This window comes from Shewanella marisflavi, from assembly GCF_023283925.1.
GTDB classification, from domain to species: Bacteria; Pseudomonadota; Gammaproteobacteria; order Enterobacterales; family Shewanellaceae; genus Shewanella; species Shewanella marisflavi.
In genome coordinates this window covers 1,019,450-1,039,548 of record NZ_JAKIKX010000001.1, presented here as the reverse complement: position 1 = coordinate 1,039,548, position 20,099 = coordinate 1,019,450, and the positions used below count along the sequence as shown (strand labels likewise).

The 20,099-nt window shown below is 47.2% G+C and carries 16 protein-coding genes; 3 read left to right on the top strand and 13 right to left on the bottom strand.

Annotated elements, in window-relative coordinates:
• Window positions 1-16 precede the first annotated feature (16 nt).
• The 4 genes from wecB to rfaH all read right to left on the bottom strand — a co-directional run bounded on the left by wecB (window position 17) and on the right by rfaH (window position 6,468).
• A complete protein-coding gene (gene wecB, locus L2712_RS04500) occupies window positions 17-1,141 on the bottom strand; it encodes a non-hydrolyzing UDP-N-acetylglucosamine 2-epimerase (protein WP_248977000.1) in 1,125 nt (374 codons plus the stop codon).
• Window positions 1,142-1,333: 192 nt separating this feature from the next.
• Complete coding sequence (locus tag L2712_RS04495) at window positions 1,334-2,308, bottom strand: Wzz/FepE/Etk N-terminal domain-containing protein (RefSeq protein WP_248976999.1); 975 nt, start codon at window positions 2,306-2,308, stop codon at window positions 1,334-1,336.
• A gap of 85 nt (window positions 2,309-2,393) precedes the next feature.
• Complete coding sequence (locus L2712_RS04490) at window positions 2,394-5,129, bottom strand: SLBB domain-containing protein (RefSeq protein ID WP_248976998.1); 2,736 nt, start codon at window positions 5,127-5,129, stop codon at window positions 2,394-2,396.
• 811 nt (window positions 5,130-5,940) lie between these two features.
• Window positions 5,941-6,468, bottom strand: coding sequence for a transcription/translation regulatory transformer protein RfaH (rfaH, locus tag L2712_RS04485; RefSeq protein WP_248976997.1), 528 nt, complete (start codon window positions 6,466-6,468; stop codon window positions 5,941-5,943).
• Window positions 6,469-7,058: 590 nt separating this feature from the next.
• Between rfaH and L2712_RS04480 the strand changes: the two genes are divergently transcribed.
• Window positions 7,059-8,531 (top strand): peptide MFS transporter, encoded by a 1,473-nt coding sequence (locus L2712_RS04480; RefSeq protein WP_248976996.1) that lies wholly within the window; start codon window positions 7,059-7,061, stop codon window positions 8,529-8,531.
• 167 nt (window positions 8,532-8,698) lie between these two features.
• Here the strand turns inward: L2712_RS04480 and L2712_RS04475 are convergent, their stop codons facing one another.
• Window positions 8,699-9,802, bottom strand: a complete 1,104-nt coding sequence (locus tag L2712_RS04475; RefSeq protein WP_033540664.1) for a response regulator — start codon at window positions 9,800-9,802, stop codon at window positions 8,699-8,701.
• A 130-nt stretch (window positions 9,803-9,932) separates the two neighbouring features.
• A complete protein-coding gene (locus L2712_RS04470) occupies window positions 9,933-10,664 on the bottom strand; it encodes an MlaA family lipoprotein (protein ID WP_408640519.1) in 732 nt (243 codons plus the stop codon).
• A gap of 239 nt (window positions 10,665-10,903) precedes the next feature.
• Here L2712_RS04470 and L2712_RS04465 point away from each other — a divergent pair, with 239 nt between their 5' ends.
• On the top strand, window positions 10,904-12,952 hold the full coding sequence (locus L2712_RS04465) for a hypothetical protein (RefSeq protein ID WP_248976995.1): 2,049 nt from the start codon (window positions 10,904-10,906) through the stop codon (window positions 12,950-12,952).
• The gene (locus tag L2712_RS04460) at window positions 12,952-13,272 is read left to right on the top strand and encodes an EscU/YscU/HrcU family type III secretion system export apparatus switch protein (protein WP_235363966.1); all 321 of its coding nucleotides are present in this window, start codon (window positions 12,952-12,954) and stop codon (window positions 13,270-13,272) included. The genes L2712_RS04465 and L2712_RS04460 overlap by 1 nt, the downstream gene beginning before the upstream one ends.
• A 17-nt stretch (window positions 13,273-13,289) precedes the next feature.
• On the opposite strand, the gene L2712_RS04455 is transcribed toward L2712_RS04460, so the two are convergent.
• From L2712_RS04455 to L2712_RS04425, 7 genes are all read right to left on the bottom strand, one after another.
• Window positions 13,290-13,694 (bottom strand): DUF2802 domain-containing protein, encoded by a 405-nt coding sequence (locus tag L2712_RS04455; protein ID WP_181404219.1) that lies wholly within the window; start codon window positions 13,692-13,694, stop codon window positions 13,290-13,292.
• Window positions 13,695-13,815: 121 nt separating this feature from the next.
• A complete protein-coding gene (locus L2712_RS04450) occupies window positions 13,816-14,310 on the bottom strand; it encodes a chemotaxis protein CheW (protein ID WP_011865192.1) in 495 nt (164 codons plus the stop codon).
• A gap of 7 nt (window positions 14,311-14,317) precedes the next feature.
• On the bottom strand, window positions 14,318-15,310 hold the full coding sequence (locus L2712_RS04445) for a chemotaxis protein CheW (RefSeq protein ID WP_248976994.1): 993 nt from the start codon (window positions 15,308-15,310) through the stop codon (window positions 14,318-14,320).
• Complete coding sequence (locus tag L2712_RS04440; protein WP_033540670.1) at window positions 15,294-16,085, bottom strand: ParA family protein; 792 nt, start codon at window positions 16,083-16,085, stop codon at window positions 15,294-15,296. The genes L2712_RS04445 and L2712_RS04440 overlap by 17 nt, the downstream gene beginning before the upstream one ends.
• Before the next feature lie 46 nt (window positions 16,086-16,131).
• Window positions 16,132-16,677, bottom strand: a complete 546-nt coding sequence (locus L2712_RS04435; protein WP_248976993.1) for a membrane anchored protein in chemotaxis locus — start codon at window positions 16,675-16,677, stop codon at window positions 16,132-16,134.
• Window positions 16,670-17,770 (bottom strand): protein-glutamate methylesterase/protein-glutamine glutaminase, encoded by a 1,101-nt coding sequence (locus tag L2712_RS04430; protein WP_248976992.1) that lies wholly within the window; start codon window positions 17,768-17,770, stop codon window positions 16,670-16,672. The genes L2712_RS04435 and L2712_RS04430 overlap by 8 nt, the downstream gene beginning before the upstream one ends.
• A gap of 93 nt (window positions 17,771-17,863) precedes the next feature.
• Window positions 17,864-20,098, bottom strand: coding sequence for a chemotaxis protein CheA (locus tag L2712_RS04425; protein ID WP_248976991.1), 2,235 nt, complete (start codon window positions 20,096-20,098; stop codon window positions 17,864-17,866).
• Window position 20,099 lies beyond the last annotated feature (1 nt).

Below are 20,099 nucleotides of genomic sequence, written 5' to 3'. Positions count from 1 at the left end.
TTCTTTTCCTAAATTCTTATTTAACTAATTCTTCTAAAATTCTTTGGCAGGCTTTACCGTCACCATAGGGATTATGCGCATAACTCATCTTTTGGTATGCATCTGCATCACTCAGGAGCTCATCTAGGTTAGTCACTATTTGGTTAACGTCAGTACCAACCAACTTAACTGTCCCTGCCTCAACGGCTTCTGGGCGCTCTGTCGTATCCCGCATGACTAAAACTGGCTTACCTAATGAAGGCGCTTCTTCCTGAATTCCGCCAGAATCCGTAAGAATGATGTGCGCCTTGTCCATGAGGTAAATGAAAGGAAGATACTGCTGAGGTTCAATCAACAAAATATTGTCGATATCACCCAAAATACGATTTACTGGTTCTCTTACATTGGGATTCAAATGCATTGGATATAGAATTTGTACGTCAGGATGCATTTTAGCTACAGTTGCCAACGCTTCACAAATACGCTCAAATCCACCACCAAAACTTTCCCTGCGATGGCCAGTGACCAAGATCAGCTTTTTGTTTTCATCTAAGAAAGGAAACTGTTCGGCTATCGTATTGTTAAGATCTATGTCTGAGTCAATTTTGTCTTTCACCATCAATAACGCATCAATAACAGTATTACCTGTTACTATGATATTGCTTGGTTCAAAGTTTTCTTTGAGAAGATTCTGCTTAGATGTTTCTGTCGGGGCGAAATGATACTTAGTCAGCACTCCCGTCAAGCGGCGGTTTGCTTCTTCTGGCCAAGGAGAGTAAATATTGCCAGTACGAAGGCCAGCCTCTACGTGCCCTACAGCAATTTGTTCATAGTAAGCGGCAAGACTCGCAGCAAAAGTGGTTGCGGTATCACCATGCACAAGCACGACATCAGGCTTAAAGTCTTGAAGGACTGGTTTTAATTTTTGAATAATACCGGCGGTGACATCATTAAGTGTCTGCCCCGCTTTCATCAAATCAAGATCGTAATCAGGTGTTATTTCGAACAATTCAAGTACTTGATCGAGCATTTCCCTGTGTTGAGCTGTTACGCAACACTTTGCTTCAAAACGGTCATCGGATGCTAAAGCATGAACTAGAGGGGCCATTTTAATTGCTTCTGGACGGGTGCCAAAAACGGTAAGCACTTTCTTTTTTGTCATTACATCTGGCCTTTTTCTGACGATTTAACTATATTCAAATCGTTGTATTTCACATTTTCATCTCAGCCTTTTGAACCTAGCTGAGCCACTGTTCGTCCAATTTGAGACAATCGAAAATTCGTTATCCCTTGTAGAACCTAGGTTTTACCGTTTTTTCGCAAACGGTCCCAATAGGCCCTTAAAATTTTCGCTCTAACTTTCTTTTCTTACAAAATATCTTATAAGAACCAGCATTACAGCTAACATACCGCCTAACATGGTACCGAGTACGCAAATGAGTGCACGTTTTGGTTTAGCCTTTTCTTCAGGCGCCAATGCAGGATCTATTGTTTTAAAAACGTATTCGTCACGAACTTCAGCGAACATGATGGTTTTAGCTTGCTCTTCAATCAGCTTGTACAAAATTGTTCGGATATCAGCTACGTTAGTTTGTGCAATTTGCTTGTTTAAAAAGTCACTGCTTCGGATAGCCTCTGCGACATCACGCTCTTTCATGACTTTGTTGATATCTTCAACTAGCCAATTAACCCACTGCTGAGCTATAGCTGGCGACAAATGCTCAACAGATATGGTTACCATGCCAGTATCCTTTGCAGAATTAACGCTAACCATCTTACTAAACTCTTTGTAGGCTTCCTGCATCGATGGTTCAGGCTTAAAAGGTGCTTTAACTTCTCTCACCCATTTTTTTGATGCTGCATCATAAAGCTCAGCGTTATATACAATGCTGTTATCGCCCATGTTCCATTTTTCTACGGCCATCAAATCAGGTAAAAGATTGTGCTTTTTAATAAAATCACTCGCAAATTGGCGTGATTTCATGACCTCAATGGCCATCTGAGTTTTATCAACACCACCACCGCTACCTAAGTTAATACCAGCCATACTCGCTAAGCCGCCAAACTGAGAAGCTAAAGCACTTAAGCCGCCGCCTTGCTCCTCACTGGCTGGTGCTAAAAGCGCTTCAGACTTGTAGATATTAGGCTGTTTAATGGCAAAAATAACTGAGCCAATGGCAAATATGGCGGTTATCGCAATTATTAGCCATTTGCCTTGCCAGATAACGGAAAACAACTCTCGAAGGTCGATTTCATCATCTGCTTGTTGTACTTGGGCGCGCATATCGGAAAATTGGGCATCGCCGTAGTTTTTTATCTCGGTGGACATAGATTTTGTGTCTCGGAGTCTCATTATCCTAAAAAGAAACTAAGCACTTTAATGAGATGCTCATCAAAGTGCTCATATATAAGGGCTATAAATTGGCAATAGTCGCTAACGCAACGGCGCTGTTATAAATAATACCTGTCACTTGCGTCCAGAGTGTTAGGTTATCTTTATACTCTGTATCTAATGGCACAATAATCGTGTCACCAGGATTAAGCTCAGTCTTATTGCTAAACCACACAGAGCGATTAGGGATCTGCACTGACCCATTAGCCTTAACAATATAAGTTCTATCTTCATCGGCACGTTCTCTGGCGCCACCTGACATTTCAAGGTATTGATCTAACGTTAGACCTTCCTTAAACCTGTGGGTAGCAGCGTGTTGCACTTCGCCCATTACGGCAATCGTCTGCTTAACTGACGGCACATAAAGAATATCTTGATCTTCAAGTTGAAGATCTGCCTGTTCAATACCAATTGATATGGCGGATAAATCAACAACTAAACGCCCTACTGCTTTGATGTTTTCTAGATCATCTAGCATCATCTTAGCATCGCTATAGTTCACCACAGATCCATCTTTCGATACTCCGCGGGTTGCAATATCACGTCTAAGTTGATCGGCTAACTTTTTAATTTCTAACTGCTCTTGCTGACGCACTGATTCACGCACAAAGACTGAGGAAGGCAGATAGGCGTACTGAGTAAAGCCACCCGCACGGTCGATAACATCGGCTAGCGTCTCACCTCGGCGAATACTATAAACACCAGGGAATTTCACTTCACCACGGATTTCTACCGCTTTGCTTTCCTGCCAGTCAGGCGTTGTCATCACTGTGAGGATATCTCTCGGACTAAGAAGCACATTGGCTTCAGCACTTTCAGCTAAAGCTTCATCCAAATTGATACTCGAATGACTAACAGTCGACTCCTCATTACCCAATACAGTCGAGGTTAACTCTGCTCGCGCAGTATAGGCACCTTCTACCAGTCCGCCGGCTGCGGCAACTAAATCCTTAACCTTGGCGCCTTGCGTAAGCGGATACACACCTGGATGACGCACCTTGCCGCTTATCGCAACAACTTGCGTGCCGTTATCTGAGTTGCCTTGTGAGGCCAACTGAGCAACAACCGGATACAACAGTTCACTGCGGTTCATAACGCCACTGAGCTTAATAAGCTCCTTGTCGTCGAACAAGTTGGCCAACATCTTACTAACTTCACCTTTGATTAATTGCTCTTTATCATCGGGTGCTTCTTTAGCAATCACCACGCCACCAAGTTGGCTACGCTTTGATAACTGCATCTTGTCTAACTGAGAAAATCCCGCTTTAAACAGATCGTTACCCACCAGGCTGTCACCCGTGAGAGAGGTGACCTTTTTAACTCTCTGCTTTACTAACTTATTTAACTCATAACGGTTTTGGGTGTCATCGCTATAGTTAAATAGCATCACCTTATCACGAGGCGCTAATCGCAAGTCTTGAGTGACGTCTTTCTCAGCAATAGCGCGACTTGGCGAAAACTGTAATACCTTGACCTTGCCGTAGCGATTGACCTCTCGCACGACAATGGCGTAGTTAAGATCGGCCGATATTGATAGATCACCCCAAAGAGACGGCAAAAGATCACTGATTTTTTGGCCGTCAAACCATTGGTACTTTCCAGGACGAACTACCGCGCCAACAACGGTAATAGCTTCTTCAAACTGACCCGAGGCGTTTTTAACGCGAATGAAATCGCCAGCCTGCGCCTTAGTTGATTTTCCTTTTGAGGAAGTCAGATCAACATTAACGATGCTACGAAGACCATTGCTATTGTAGCGCTCAATGCTGCTGCTCTTTGGATAGGCACCGGGTTTTACGCCAGCTGCCATAGCAACAATATCGGCAATCGTTTCATTGCGTTTTAACTCATAAATGGCTGGGCGGCGCACTTCACCCGTAATGCTAACTAATCCACCTACTGGAGGAACAAACACCACATCGCCAGAACGCAGACGAATATCACCCGACGCGTCACCGCGCATCAAGAGATCATAAAGATCCATGCTGCCGACTAACTGACCGTTGCGCTTGACCTGAATGTTACGTAGTGAACCAATTTCATTTACGCCACCGGCAACAAATAATGCTTGAGTAATAGTAGACAAGCTAGAAACAGTATAAGAACCAGGCTTATAAGCATCACCGGCAATAAATATACGAATAGAACGCAGCTCACCCATAGTGATATTTGACTCGATACCAATCATCTGCTGCGAAATGCGATAACTGAGTGTCTCTCTTAGCTCAGCAAAGCTTAAACCGGCAACAGAAATAGGCCCCAGCTCGGGAAATTGAATAACCCCTTCACGATTAATGACTAGGTCATACTCTTTATTCTCTTTACCAAAAAGCTGCACCTTAATGCCGTCACCAGGACCCACTAGGTACTCACTAGGCACGGGGACATCGGAAACTGGCGCAAAGGTGGTTGGTTCACCTTGAAAAAGCTCATAACCGAAGCGCTTTAACTCACTTTTCTGTTTATCTTGTGAAAAGTTAAATGCACTCTCAGCCTCAGCAGAGTGGTCAACCACATCATTGGTCGCTCGAGGCTGCACTACCTGGGGGTTATCAAGCTTCTGCTGCGAAGCATTAGCGCCTCCTAGAATAGAGGGATCTATGCCGTACTGACGTGCTAATCGTTGCTGCTCAGAAGCAGGCAGATTTTTAAACTGCTCTATCATTTGCGGCGAAGGAGTGATCGCCTGCGCCTGCGTCCCCATCAAAAATAGGGCTGCAACCGCCGTTATTATGATTTTTTTGGTTCGTTGTAACACCGATAATCTCCGTTGATAAAGGCAAGGTTTAAATATTGATTCGAGTTTTAAATTTTTAATCTGTACGTATGAAGCGATAAGTTTTAAGACTCAGGGCTCAATTCAAGAATTCAAGGCAACGCTGGCGATCAGTCAATGTGCCAGCCCCATACTTCCAAGCAGTTGCTTTAAGGGACGCTCGCGTGGTGGCGACCTGACTAGTACATCCTGTACTTCGCTCTTCGAGCCAGCTTAAGCTGTTCATGATTGTTCCCGACAATCATTTTCGGCTTCCACTAAAGGACAGAAACTGTTCTGTCCTTTGCCTTTCAGGCACGCTACCGACCCGCGTGGCGGCCAGAGGCCTTCGGCTATCGCTTAACGAATGAAACTTTTCATTCGATGCCCTGCGGGCACGCTACCGCCCATAGGTTGCGGCTCCCAACATGCCCTTCGCTCTCGCGAAACATCAAATTTAAACTTCGTCTTGTCTAAAACACTTTGATTAAGATGCCCAGAAAGCTGACATACTAATCAAAGTATTTTGTACTACCTTGTAGCAAAGCGACTCATTGTAATAGAACGATGAGACAAATACTGCTTATATATGCACCAGTCGACGCTAAAAAGTGATTGCGAGAAATGTATCAATACAAAAGCTGTACAACATTGCCACTCAGTCCTACTCTTGCGTTACTTTTCAGAGCAAGATGTCAACAAATCCCACAAATAAAAATGCATTTTGCATAGTCTTATGGCAGATCTCTTACAAACATTAGCGTCAACAACCTACTTCTTACTGCTAAATGAAGCTTCATTTGCCTAAATTAGATCAAATCCCCTTAATACTGGCTCTGGGTACTGACACCCTTTTTTGTTGCCCCATGATTTCAAACAAAATATGACAACGCTTATCGCCGTTCTGCTCCTCGAAAATCCCTTCCAGATCTACAAACGGTCCTTCGACAAACTTCACCTTGTCACCAACTGCTAACTTAGGTTCAGCATTTTCATCAAGCAGATCATCACTGGGCAGTTGTAAGGCGTTAAGCATCTTAGCCTCACGCATCTTAATCGAATGAATGATGGCATCGTCGATCGCTGTCATCTCTTCTCGGCAGCCAATGATGCGCGAAACACCACGAGTAGAGTGGATTTTGCTCACGCTAACCTCAAGTGGATCAAAATAGATAAACAGGTAACAGGGAAATAGGGGCAAACGCTTAACGCTGGTTTTGCCGGCCTTGGTGATCTGTTGGGGAAGCGTAGGTAAGTAAGTCTCTATCTGTTGCATTGCAAGATTTTGCTGCGCGCGGGTTTCACCGCGAGGTTTGCAATATACAAGATACCAAGACTTCATAATTTCCTTAAGGACCTAGTTTTATCGTTAGCTAACAGGTTAGTTTCCGCTGTGGCAGGATCCACAGTGGTCTTACTTTACACTCTGAGAGTGTTTTGCAAGACGCATCAGATTAACGCGTAATGCAAAGATAACGAGATAATTCAGGTGACATCCAATTCACGGCCGAAATCATAGCAAATACTCTAGTGCAAAGAAAAGAGCAAATACACTCTTTTTGGTGTACCCATTTTGTAATCAGTTCAAGATGCAAATTTTCACTAGAGACTGATATAGATTCAGGCAGCCTGGCTTTCAACGAGTGGTAATTCCAGTGGCGATTTGTTAGTCACTTAGGCCAGCTAAATTGACTTTTAGGCGATTAAAAGGGTATATAAGGTGGGTTTGATAAAATTTAATACGCTAAATATTAAAAAATAATAAATTCTCGCAACACATGTAGAACGCCGCCAACCATATTAATCAACATTATCATATGGTTAAGTAAAAACTGGCTGTTCTATCCATAAAGCGATGAATATTAGCAACAACCATTTTTCTACATAGTTTTTGTTATGTAGGCAATCACAAGCTGAAGGTGGAAGACTTACATGAGCGCAGCAAAACCCCAAGGTACGATGCTCGGGCATCCTAAGGGACTGTTCCTGTTATTTACAACAGAGTTATGGGAACGTTTCAGTTACTATGCGATGCGAGCCATTTTGGTACTTTATCTCGTCGACGCAGTACAATCCCAAGGGGGCCATGGTCTAGGTTGGACCCAGGCCGACGCCCTTAACCTCTACGGAACATTCACAGGTCTTGTTTATTTAACCCCTCTCATCGGTGGCTGGCTAGCCGATGCTTTCCTCGGTCAACGTAAAGCCATCATAATTGGTGGTGCGCTTATGGCCGCTGGTCAATTTATCCTAGGTACACCCCATGCTTGGGTGCAGGGCATGGAAACCGAAGTCTTTTATGTAGGTTTAGGTGTGCTTATCTTAGGTAACGGCCTATTCAAGCCAAACATCTCTACCATGGTAGGTGACCTGTATGAAGAAGGCGATCATCGCCGTGACGGTGCATTCACCATCTTCTACATGGGTATCAACGTAGGTGCTTTCCTGTCGGGTATCATAGTGGGTTCAGTCGTAGCCTACTTCGATGGTAACTTCCAAGCAGGTTTCATCTGTGCCGGTATCGGTATGGTTATCTCGCTAATTATTCAGTTCATGTTTGCCCAAAAGCTACTTGGCGATATCGGTCGTACGCCGGCAGCCCAGCTTGAAAAGCAAAGAGCGGCAGAAAAAGGTGAAATCCGTAAAGAGCCACTAACTAAAGTTGAGCGTGATCGCATCAAGGTGATCATGATAATGGGTCTTTTCACCATCATCTTCTGGGCAGGCTTTGAGCAGGCCGGCGGCCTGATGAACCTATTCACCAACGACTTCACCGACCGTATGATAGGCGGCTGGGAAGTGCCAACCACTTGGTTCCAATCTTTGAACGCCATGTTCATCGTGATCTTCGCCCCAGTCGTGGCCTCTATTTGGGTACGTTTAGGCGCTAGAGAGCCAAACTCTCCGGTTAAGTTCGCCTTAGGTCTGGTATTACTGGGCATTGGCTTCCTATTCATGATCGGTGCAGTACTTGAAATGGGTGGCGACGCCAATGCTAAATCAAGCATGTGGTGGTTGGTTGGTGCTTATTTCTTCCACACCATGGGTGAGCTATGTCTGTCTCCTATCGGTCTGTCTATGGTGACCAAGCTGGCTCCACTTCGCATTGCATCACTTATGATGGGTGCTTGGTTCCTGTTTGTTGCCGCAGCTAACAAGATTGGTGGCATCATCGGTTCTTTCATCGGCCATGGCGGCGCGAAAGAAGAGCAGCTAGCTAACGCTATGTCTATCTTCGCAGGTATCGCGGTCACAGCTGCGCTATCAGGTATCATCCTTTACTTCATGGCTGACAAGCTGGTTGACTGGATGCACGGTGCTGAAGATAGCCAACATCACACTGAAGAAGAAGCTTTAGAAGAAGAGATCGCTGTGACTGCTGAACATGAAGCAATTAAGCGATAAGTAGCCATAATTAGTCCTCAATGTGTAAACACATTTCAGGACGAGACAAACGTTACTAAAAAAGCCTGGCAATGATTTGCCAGGCTTTTTTATTTTTGAATTTCGAATCACAAGCTTGATGCTTTCAGCCCATTGCTTAACCGGCTATTCGCGATTGGTGAAGACGACTAAAAGCTCATCTGAATATAGCCACCGGCGGCGACCTCAGGACTGTAGCTCAAACCAACAAACTCATTATTCAATAACATGTCTCTATGCTCGGCGATACTGGAAACCACACACAGGCTCTCTCCCGGCATTAAATTACGAAACTGCGTACTGGGTTGGCCCCACTCTAAAATCCCCAGTTGCAGCGCATCAGGTAATGCCAGAGGCATTAAGCCTTCCTCGTTACGGATATAACATCTCAGTCCCTTACCTGCCTGAGCAATAGATGCTCGATAGTGCGTCAATTCAACCACGGCGTAGACGATATCGACATAGATATCTAAACCCGACTTACTCATCCGCTCGTTGAGATAACTGAGCATGTTAAAGGGCTCAATGATGGTCTCTGTTTCACCACTGCGAAAACGTTTTAGTTTCTGGTTGACGAAGCTCTTCAGTAGCACGCTGGCAAAGGCGCAGCGGTTGTCCTGAGGATGAAAATGAGCCATATACATGATCAAATACTGTTCGCCTACATTGACGCTATCAATAAAATAGGCGCTCACTTCATCATGCTTGAACAAGCTGTAATCTATTTTAGCTTTGGGGTAATCAATCACCGATGGGGGGAAAAGCTGTTGTTGAACACTCCTGGCAGCCTCGGCATTTTGCTCAAGAAGGCTCAAGTGCTCCTCTAACTCTTGATAGGATAATTCATCGAACTCTTCAAGCTGCACATCTTGTTGACTCGAGCCACCCACACACTGGCGGATAGCGTTTTCGATAAGACAAAGATCGTTGACCGGCTTTACCAAATAGTCACTGGCACCGACTCGCAGCGCCTCAACGACATCGGCCATCACCTGGTTGCCTGAAATCACAATAGAAAGGGTGTCCGGTTTACGCTTGATCATCTGTTTGAGCATATCTAATCCACCCAAAATAGGCATACTCAAATCGGCGAGGACAATGTCGAAATCCTGCTGGCTAAACTTTTCTAACCCCTGCTGACCGTCATCGGCCTCCACCACGGTTGCGCCGCGATTGACCAGAAAGGCAGCCACAATGCTCCGAAATACCGGATCGTCTTCCACCAACAAAATCACTAGATCTTCTAACGCCATTAAGCTTCCCCGGGCTTGCACTCTGGCTAAGCCGAAAAATCTAGTACATCCCTATACGCCTAGATAAGCAACATCTTATCACTTATTTACTCGCCTAATATAAAACAATGGGTTATGCGAAACACTGATGTTAATCAAGCTCAGTCATATACTCGTCGAGCAATTCATCGTCATCTGTCGATTCAGGTATATCGCCGTCATACACTTTATAGTCAAGATGCTGAAAATACGCTTCCTTAACAAAAGTGTAGGGGTCAAGTGCATTATCGACAAGTCTTTCTTGGTCGATAGCTGAAGCACGATTATGCAGGTTCTTTAACCCCCACTTGGCTAGCGATTGCCACAGGGTTAACTCAGACAAGGGGAAATAGAGACCATCTACCCAATCCGAGGCGATCTCTCGGGTAACGTAAGGCCCTAAAAACGGCGCCATAAAATAGGGACCATTGGGCACGCCGTAATAACCTAACACCTCGTTAAAAGCATCCTGTTTGCGCGGCAGGCCCATCATGTCGGCGACATCGATCACTCCCAGCAAACCTATGGTGGTGTTAATGGTAAATCGTCCACCGGCATTTGCAGCCCAACCCCACTTGCCTTGTAAGGCGTTATTCACCATTGAGCTAGGCTCTTCGAAGTTGAGCACAAAATTATTAACACCCGTCTTTACCGGCCTAGGTAGAATATCGTTATAACCATGAGCCACTGGGCGGTAAAAGTACCTATCCAGATAGAGATAGTTAAAATCCCACATGGCGCGGTTAAAACCTTCCCAGGGATCTCGCTCATCATTGTAGATAATCTTCACATCTGCTGTAGTGCCGTCCGTTGCACCCTCGCTGTTTGTCTCTGCCTGGGCCATCGCCAGGGGACCAACCAATAGCAGACTCAACGCAATCCATTTACACTTCATATAAATTAGTTTCCTAATTAGTATTGATCACGGCTAAAGTCCCAACCCTAGGTTGACGATAAAGTATCAATACTAGACTACACAGTTTGGTTTTCCTTTTCAGTTCGCTAAGGATACTCAGCTATAACTGTAGGTCAAATTGAAATTTGTAATAAGACATTCACAGCGCATCAATTTTGAGGTAACGCTTGACTCATAATCGTATCGATTTACCCACAGCCAATGGTCTAGCTGCCAATGCCTCGCCTGTGCCTGCGGCTAAGGTGGAAGCGCAAAATATCCCCGTTGAAATATTGCCCTCCCCCGCTGGCGATAGACTCAGGCTCAATGGTCGTGAACTGCTCATCACCTATATCGATGCTAAAGACCAACAGCGACTTAGCCAAGATGCCATTCGTCTTACAGTATTGACCCAATTAAGCGCCGCCGCGAATTCAACCAGCCAATTTAGTGGGCAAGTCATGGCTTTAGGTGAAGCCCAGACCATGACAATCCCCAAGGGATTACTCGCCTACATTCATGGTAATCAAATAAGCCTAGAGCAACTCACCGCATTCGCTTCCCGCCCTCAGGGCTATCCGTTAGGAGAGGTGCGGGTATCGGCAAATAACCTCTATTTTAATGAGTCACAACTCGTCAGGTTAATGGGCGCGCAATTACCCGCAGGCCAGTACATAGCCAAAATAGAGCTGCACCAAGGTCAGTTAGCCTTAACGCTTACACCAAAACTTGCTCAGGCTAATCTGCAGCTTTCAGCTACATCGGCTCTCGTGACTAACACAACCACGGCAACCAGTGCTCAGGCGATTGAATCACTGCTGACCCAAACCCTGGTGAGTAAACCTGAGTTAGCAAGTGCTTACCAGATGCTTACCCAAAAGTTATCTGGGCAAGCCTTAGGCCGGGAGATGTATCAAGCACTAGCGCGAGAGTTAACCTCAATCAAAACAACGACCACGCCGCAATCGCCAGCTGTGGAGTCAATTAAACAAGCTGTGCAACAGAGTCTCCCCCCACTTGTTGAAAAGCCGCTAATAAACAAACAGCCAGATAGCTCCCTTCAAACCCTTGGGCCTGTTAGCAATCAAACACCAAACAAGAGGGATAGTCTGGGATTAACCGCGCTAGCCAAAATGCCCATCAACAGCCCTGAAAGCGCTTTACGGTTAAGCGAGACTCGCATCAATACTCAGGCATTAGCAAACGTCAGCGAGATCCGTCAAAGCTTGCTCTTTAAACAGATAGCAAGCATGCAAACCGGTATCAAACTGCAAACCGATTTAACCAGCCAGCGAGGTACTGGCGTGAAAGCAAACTTAGGCCAAAATGCCAATTTAACCTCACTGCAAGCAGTAGGCATAAAAGAGAGCCAAGCGGATATGTCCCTTAACCAACTGGGACTTAATGACAAAGGTCTTAATCATAGAGGCCTTAACCTAGCACTCGGGCAGTTGGCCGATAAGGCGCTGGTCGCCCAAAAAGCGATGGGCGGAAAACTTTCCCTGCTCAATCTAATGCAGCAAATGCTACCGCTAGCCTTTCCCCGCCCTCTCAGCCAGTTAGCAAGTCCTAGCTTTTTAAAGCAGGAACTCATCGATAGCCTTGCGGGCATCACCAATGGCGCCGCGCCCGTCTCCTCACTATCCAGTATTAGTAGTCATGCGGGTACCATAGGGGTGCTGTTTCAATTACTCCTGGGCAGGCAGGTACAAACAAATACGTCTGCAAAGACGCCAGCAAGTTTACAGGGACTACAAAAGCTTGCCTCGGGTAGCCAACTGCTCGGCATACTGGAAAAGGCCGGAGGCTTAGAGTTAATGGGTAAATTGCTCTCAAACCTCTCTTTATACCAGCAGGCAAGTGGCGATACACCTCAGTCGACTAACTGGTACTTCACCCTCCCCTATTTGATAGAGCACAGGCATGAGGAGCTAGAGGGGCATTTTGAACAAGAACATCAAGACAAAGACACTCAAACTCGTTGGCGGCTGCAGCTCAAGTTTAACCTGTCAGACGCTAGTCTGTTGATCAATGCCGAGGTGAAGCAAGGTAGGCTGAATTTAGGGTTTACCTCAGAGAGTCAGACCCTACTTGATAGCATAGCGAAAAGGCTTACCGCCCTGGAACAGAAGATAATCGCCATCGGCTTAACACCAGAGCATATTCACACAAAGGCCTCTCAGGTCCCGGCGTCACTGCTCCCAGGCGATCACTATTTGGTTAAAGTAAAGGCTTAATGATGACGATATCAGACAAGGACCATAGACCCACACAGGCTGTCGCCTTACAGTATGACGGGAAAACGGCGCCACAGATCACCGCTAAAGGCGAAGACCTAGTTGCCGAAGAGATCATCGCCATCGCCAAAGAGGCGGGGATCTATATTCATCAGGATGCTAACTTGAGTAACTTTTTACAGAAACTCGAGATTGGCGAAGAGATCCCCAAGGAGTTATATCTGCTCATTGCAGAGCTCATCGCCTTCGTTTATATGCTCGATGGAAAATTCCCCGAGCGGTGGGATAACATGCATAAACGTATCATGCAGGAGGTATAATCAAGCCTAGGTGCGCGTTAACGCCCCTTGCCATGCAGTCTTAGCAATAACTCTGCCTCGGCTTTTGGCAGTTCACACTCTTTAACTAACTCATCGATATCGGCACCCAGCTCCACCATCTTCATGGCGCGGGTATAGAGCCTGGCTTGAGGCTCGTCGGCAACCGACTCGTCGATGCGGGCCTCTTGTTTCGTCACCCGCTTCTCAAGCTCAAGCATACGACGCCCCACCCCTATGGTGCCTGATCTTAGTTCCTGTAACTCTTGTTTAACAGCCTCGCGCTGGCGATCATTTTCTTTTACCAGCAAGGTTAAGGCGTCAATCTTCGCCCTGAGCTTATTGGTCTGTTTCTGCTGATACAACACCAAACCAAGACAAGCAACCACATACAGTAATGCCGCAATTAAGATCTCATCACCTATCATAGATGCGCTACTCCGATATCCTTTGAGCCAAAGGTCGCTATAAGCAATATTTTACTTTCACCATTAAAAAAGCCATCGAATCCAGCGACGGCTTTTTTACAACTTAACAGTAGATAGTTTAAAGCTGCGCCAGTTCCATCCACTCTTCATCTGAGAGTAACTTATCAAGATCCACCAAAATGAGCAGCTCATTATCACGGTTGCTGACGCCTTGAATAAACTTGGCACTCTCTTCGGTACCCACGTTCGGCGCATTATCAATCTCAGAACCGCGCAGATAAACCACCTCTGCCACACTATCGACCAAGATACCGATCACTTGCTTTTCAGCCTCAATGATCACAATACGGGTAGAGTCATCCACTTCGGCAGAAGGTAGACCAAAGCGAGATCGGGTATCAATCACAGTCACCACATTACCGCGAAGGTTGATGATACCCAATACATAGTGAGGAGCCCCTGGTACAGGCGCTATTTCAGTGTAACGTAACACCTCTTGCACCTGCATGACATTGATGCCATAGGTTTCGTTATCTAAACGAAAAGTGACCCACTGTAACACTTCATCATCTTTACCTGCGGCAACTGCCGCGACGTTTTTTGCATCTGCCATATAAACCTCAGCCAATAGAGTCCTGACTACCTAAACCCAAATTTAACAACTCAATCAATGCCTGCACATGTAATATGCCGCACATCTGTTCTTTTACGACGCCGGCCAGCCAAGGGCGTTTGCCCGCTTTGGTGCGCCAATTTACTTCTGACTTTAAAATTTTTACCGAATTAACCAAGGACTCACAGGCCAGTCCCCAATTGCTGTCCTCTAAGAGTACAATATATTGGTAATCAACAGATTGCGCCAGTTTATCGTCATATTTTTCCGGCATCACCCAGGCGCCGGAATCGACAACATTAAGTTGTGAATCCCTATGGGTCTGCACCCCAAGATACCAAGCAGGTCGCCCCATAATATGGTTGATGCGCTCCACCTTCACTATGCCGCCCAAGCTCACTAAGGGAACCGCCAGAGTCAGTCCGGCGACCTTGAAAAACAGCACCTGGAACTCATCATCCAGCTGCTCAACCAACTGCTCAGTCACACCGGGCGGTGTCGCCCCAACTTGTGTCTGTGGCGCCTTGGTTAAATCAAGTTCTTCGACTGTCTTATCCTTTAGCTTAATATTAGCCGAAGTTTCTAATTTTTCTTCTATTTTTGCCTTTACTTGCGTCGATGTAACTGTGCTAGTTTCGGTTTTAACTTGAGTCGGTTTAGCCGTTGTTGGTTTGATATGAGTCGATTTGACATGAGTTGCAGCCTTTAGCTGTTCAAGCGCGGCCGTCTCTGTCTGTACTTGAGTCTCTGTCTTAGCATCGGCCTCGGCAACCGGGGCAAGGAGCTGCTCAAGAGCTCGCTTATTTAACGACGTCGTAGCGGGTAATGCCTGGGTATTGACCGGACGCGCCTCTGCCTGACGAGATTGCGGCTGCAATTTTACTTGTGGCTCACTCTTTGGTTGTTGGACCGATGGCGCCTCTTTGACCTCATCTTCAGGACCTTCTGATAAAAGAAGCGCAAAATAATCAAAAACCGCCTCATCAGCCGAGTTTGACATGGGCAAACTCCTTACTCAGCAGATGATCGAGTAACCTCTCATAGGCTTTTACACCGCGAGTGTGGCTGGCGTAATGGGAGGCCGGAAGATGCGCCAAGCTGGCATCACGAAACTTAGTATCGACGGGAATAACATCGGGCCAGAGAACGTCACCGTAGTCCTCGCCAAGTTGTTGCAAAGCCGCCGGAGAGGCCTTGGTTCGTCGATCGTACATGGTTGGAATAATGGTGTAGCTGTAAGTGGTATTTTTTGATCGTCCCATCAGGGTCATGGTTTTAACCATGCGATCTAATCCCTTAATCGCCAAAAACTCTGTCTGCACCGGAATAATGATATGCTCGCTGGCTGCCAAAGCATTGACCATTAAGACACCCAGCACGGGTGGGCAATCGATTAACGCGACATCATATTGGTCGGCAACCAGATTAAGTAGCCGCTTGAGGATCAGCCCCATCCCTTCTTGATGACCTAAAGAACGGTCAAGTGTGGCGAGCGCCATGGTTGCTGGCAACAGATGGATACCTTCAACCTTAGTCGGCACTATATGGTCAAGCACCAGCTCTCGGGTCAGGCTCTTGTGTTTCAAAAAGAGATCATAGAGTGACGCTGGTACCTCTTCCGAATCTATACCTAGGTAATATCCAAGGGAAGCATGGGGATCTGTGTCTATCATCAAGACACGTTTGCCCCGCTTAGCCAAAGCGCCAGCCAGACTCGCCACTGTGGTCGTCTTACCAACGCCCCCTTTTTGATTTGCAATGGTCCAGATCTTCAAGAAAAACCCCTTAAATCCGCAAGCTTATCGCCATCAGGTTATTGTTTTAGTTATCTTCGCGAGTCGTGACTCGAATGCCGCCATGGGGCAGACTTATTACTTTAACACCATCTTTATTTTCTGACAGCTTAACCGCTTGAGACGGCGTTTGACTATCCTGATCGCCGTTATTTGCGGCGCTCACCACCTTTTGTGGTGCTTTAATTTCATTACTCGCTTGCTCATCATCTCCCATAGGGAGCAGTGGCGACAGATTGGGCTGAACCTCCGTCGCCGTCAGCGCAATCGCTTCTGGCACTTCAGCCTCCTCAGGTCCTATCTGCACCCTCACCTCGGCTCCAGGCTCTGCCTGTTTAAGCAAAGATTGGGTAAACTCAGGGTTAGACTCCATCCAGTCAGCGAGTGCCTGTGCCTGCTCGTCGGGTACCATTAGCAGAACCTGACTCTTTTCCAGCTCGGCTATCTTCTCTTCGAGCAGCGCGTTTTTGTGGCGTAACTCCAGATAAAGCAAGCCAGTAGTAAAACTACAAACCAACAACAAGAAAAACAGCAGCAAGACTATGCTACTGACGCCCTGTCGTTGCTTAGCCACGGCCGCTCTCACGTAAGATAGACTCGGCCATGTCATCAAGCGCGATCGACTGGCTGGCTATTCCAGCGGCAGTCACTGCCTGAGGCATACCATAAACCACGCAGCTGGCTTCATCTTGTGCCCAAATGGTTGCGCCAACATTTTTCAGCATACGCGCCCCTTCACGACCGTCCGCACCCATACCGGTTAAGACCACGGCAAGCGTCTCGCCGCCACTCAATTTAGACGCAGATGCAAAGGTGATATCAACGCAGGGCTTATAATTCATATCGGCACTGCCCGCCACTATCTTAATGCGCCCGTAGGTACCGCCGCGCTCAAGCATCATCTGCATGCCACCCGGAGCCAGATAGGCACAACCAGCCCTGAGTTGGTCGCCATTTTGCGCCTCTTTAACCTCTATGGCACACAAGCCATTTAAACGAGTGGCAAAGGCGGGCGTAAAGGCTGCCGGCATATGTTGAATGAGCAGAATAGGATGAGGGTAATTTGCAGGAAACTTGGTCAATATGCGCTGCAAGGCAACCGGTCCGCCGGTAGAGGTACCAATGACGAGCATTTTATACTTCTTACCGCTGGCTCTGGTTACCGGCGCGCTCGAACGCGGTGCTGGCCGCTGGGGCTGAGCCAACTCTCTCGTCGGTGCCGTGGTAGCTTTAGGCTGGGGCGTTCTCGGCAAAATGGGCCTGAACAAACGACGGCGACCCAATGCCTTAATGCGCTGCTGCAGCAGCGATATCGCGTCATCCTTATTAGTGGCAATATCTTCGAAACGCTTAGGGAGGAAATCCAGTGCTCCGGCTTCCAGAGCATCCAGTGTCGCTTGCGCCCCGTCGTGGGTCAGCGATGAAAACATCAAGATGGGAGTTGGACATTTTGCCATGATCTCACGTACGGCGCTGATACCGTCCATCACAGGCATCTCGATGTCCATGGTGATCACTTGTGGTTTAAGTTGCTGCGCCAACTTGACAGCTTCGGCGCCATTAGAGGCTGTACCAATGACTTCAAGATCCGCATCCTTAGTGACTATTTCACTGACTCTGCGACGAAAAAAGCTTGAATCATCGACAACTAATACTTTTATGGCCATTCAAATTCCTATGAAGAGCAGGACCTTTGCCGAAACAAAGCGTGACGCCATATGGCATCACGCTGCTCCTATACGTCACTGTATCACTAACTGTTATTTTTTGTTTTTGGCGTAATGCTTTAATAATCCAGGCACGTCTAAAATCAGTGCAATGCCACCGTCCGAGGTAATGGTGGCGCCCGCCATACCGGGAGTTCCATGTAACAAGGTTCCCAGCGGCTTAATGACCACCTCTTCCTGACCAATCAGAGCATCGACCACAAAACCGATCTGCATGGTACCTAACTGAACAATCACCACGTGACCATGTTGCTTGTCACCATGCTTAAAGGTCACCGCCTTACGGCTTAGCCAATGCTCTAGATAGAAGAGCGGCACGGCCTTATCTCTAACGATCACAGTTAATTGACCATCGACGATATTGGTCTTGGTAAGATCCAGGTGGAAGATTTCGCTAACACTGGATAACGGCAGGGCAAACACTTGCTGCGCCACTTCCACCATCAGGGTCGGCATAATCGCCAACGTGAGTGGCACCTTAATCTCGAGGCAAGTTCCCTTACCTTTCATGGAGTCAATATGCACAGTACCGTTTAGCTGGGTAATGCGTGTCTTGACCACATCCATACCTACGCCACGGCCCGAGATATCAGAGATCTCAACCTTAGTGGAAAAGCCTGGCGCGAAGATAAGATTGTAGGCTTCTGCATCAGACATGCGCGCAGCAGCGTCTTCATCTAAAACACCACGGCTAATGGCGATCTGCTTAAGCTTTTCAGGGTCCATCCCGGCGCCATCATCCTCGATCTTAAGCAGGATATGATCGCCTTCCTGACTCGCCGACAGTGTAATGGTACCGGTACGGGATTTACCGTTGGCCTCACGCTCGTCAGGCATCTCGATACCATGATCCACCGAGTTACGCACCAAGTGCACTAACGGGTCGGCAAGCGCTTCGACCAAATTCTTATCCAGATCTGTATCTTCGCCTATCATGCGAAGATCGATCTCTTTATTCAGACTACGGGCTAAATCGCGTACCACTCGAGGGAAGCGGCCAAACACTTTCTTGATTGGCTGCATACGGGTCTTCATCACCGCGCCTTGAAGATCCGCCGTCACCAGATCCAGGTTAGCCAGCGCTTTAGACATATCCTCGTCATCACGGGAGATCCCTAAGCTAAGCAGGCGATTACGCACCAATACCAGCTCGCCCACCATATTCATGATCTGATCGAGTCTTGCCGTATCAACACGCACTGTGGTTTCAGCTTGTGGCATGTTGGCAGCTGGGGCTTTAGCAGCCACTTTCTCTTTTACCACAGGTTTAGCTGCTGGCGCCTCGGCAGGCTGAGCTTTAGGCACACTTGGAGGAGGAGTACTGGCTTTGGCTGGGGACGCTTGAGGGGCTTTCGCCGCAGGAGCGGTTACCGCTTTACTGTTTTCCTTACCAGGACCCGCGCCGCTACCATGTAATTCATCTAACAGTTTTTCAAATTCATCGTCGGTGATCTCATCTGCGTCAACCGGCGGTGCGCTTGGCTCTGGGACCTTGGCAATGGGGGCCGATGGTGCCTTAAATTTCCCAGATCCATGAAGTTCATCAAGTAGTGATTCAAACTCATCGTCAGTGATGTCATCGCTGTCGCTGGCCGCTACTGGCGTACTCTCACCATTTGATGCCGTTGACGGCCCCTTACCGCTGCCATGCAGTGCATCTAAAAGGGCTTCGAATTCAGATTCGTCAATCTCATCGATATCGCCTTCACCGGCGATGGAAGTCACAGGGGTATCGCTAACTGGCTCGTCAAAGAGTTCGACGCCGTCATCGACGGGTTGGTCAAACAGTTCAATGCCATCGTCAACAGGTGCATCAGCGACAGGAGTACTGTCACTACTGGCCTGCGACGCTGTACCGCCCTGCTCTGAAGGCAATAATTCACCTGAACTTAATAACTTTAAGTTAGCCAACAAGGCGTCATCGGCAGGGCTCTGCTCAACACCCGCTTGGGTTTCGGCAAACATTGAGTTGATGGAGTCTACCGCCTGAAGAATGATATCCATCAGCTCGGCAGAAACACTGCGCTTACCGGTGCGCAGCAGATCGAAGGTATTTTCTGCTTCATGGCAGACATCTACCATGGGCGTCAAACTAAGGAAGCCTGCCCCGCCCTTTACGGTATGGAATCCGCGGAAAATGGCATTGAGTAGTTCGGTATCGTCAGGATTATTTTCTAACGCCACCAACTGTTCAGAGAGAAGCTCAAGAATCTCACCCGCTTCAATCAAAAAGTCCTGCAGTATCTCTTCATCAACATCAAAGGACATT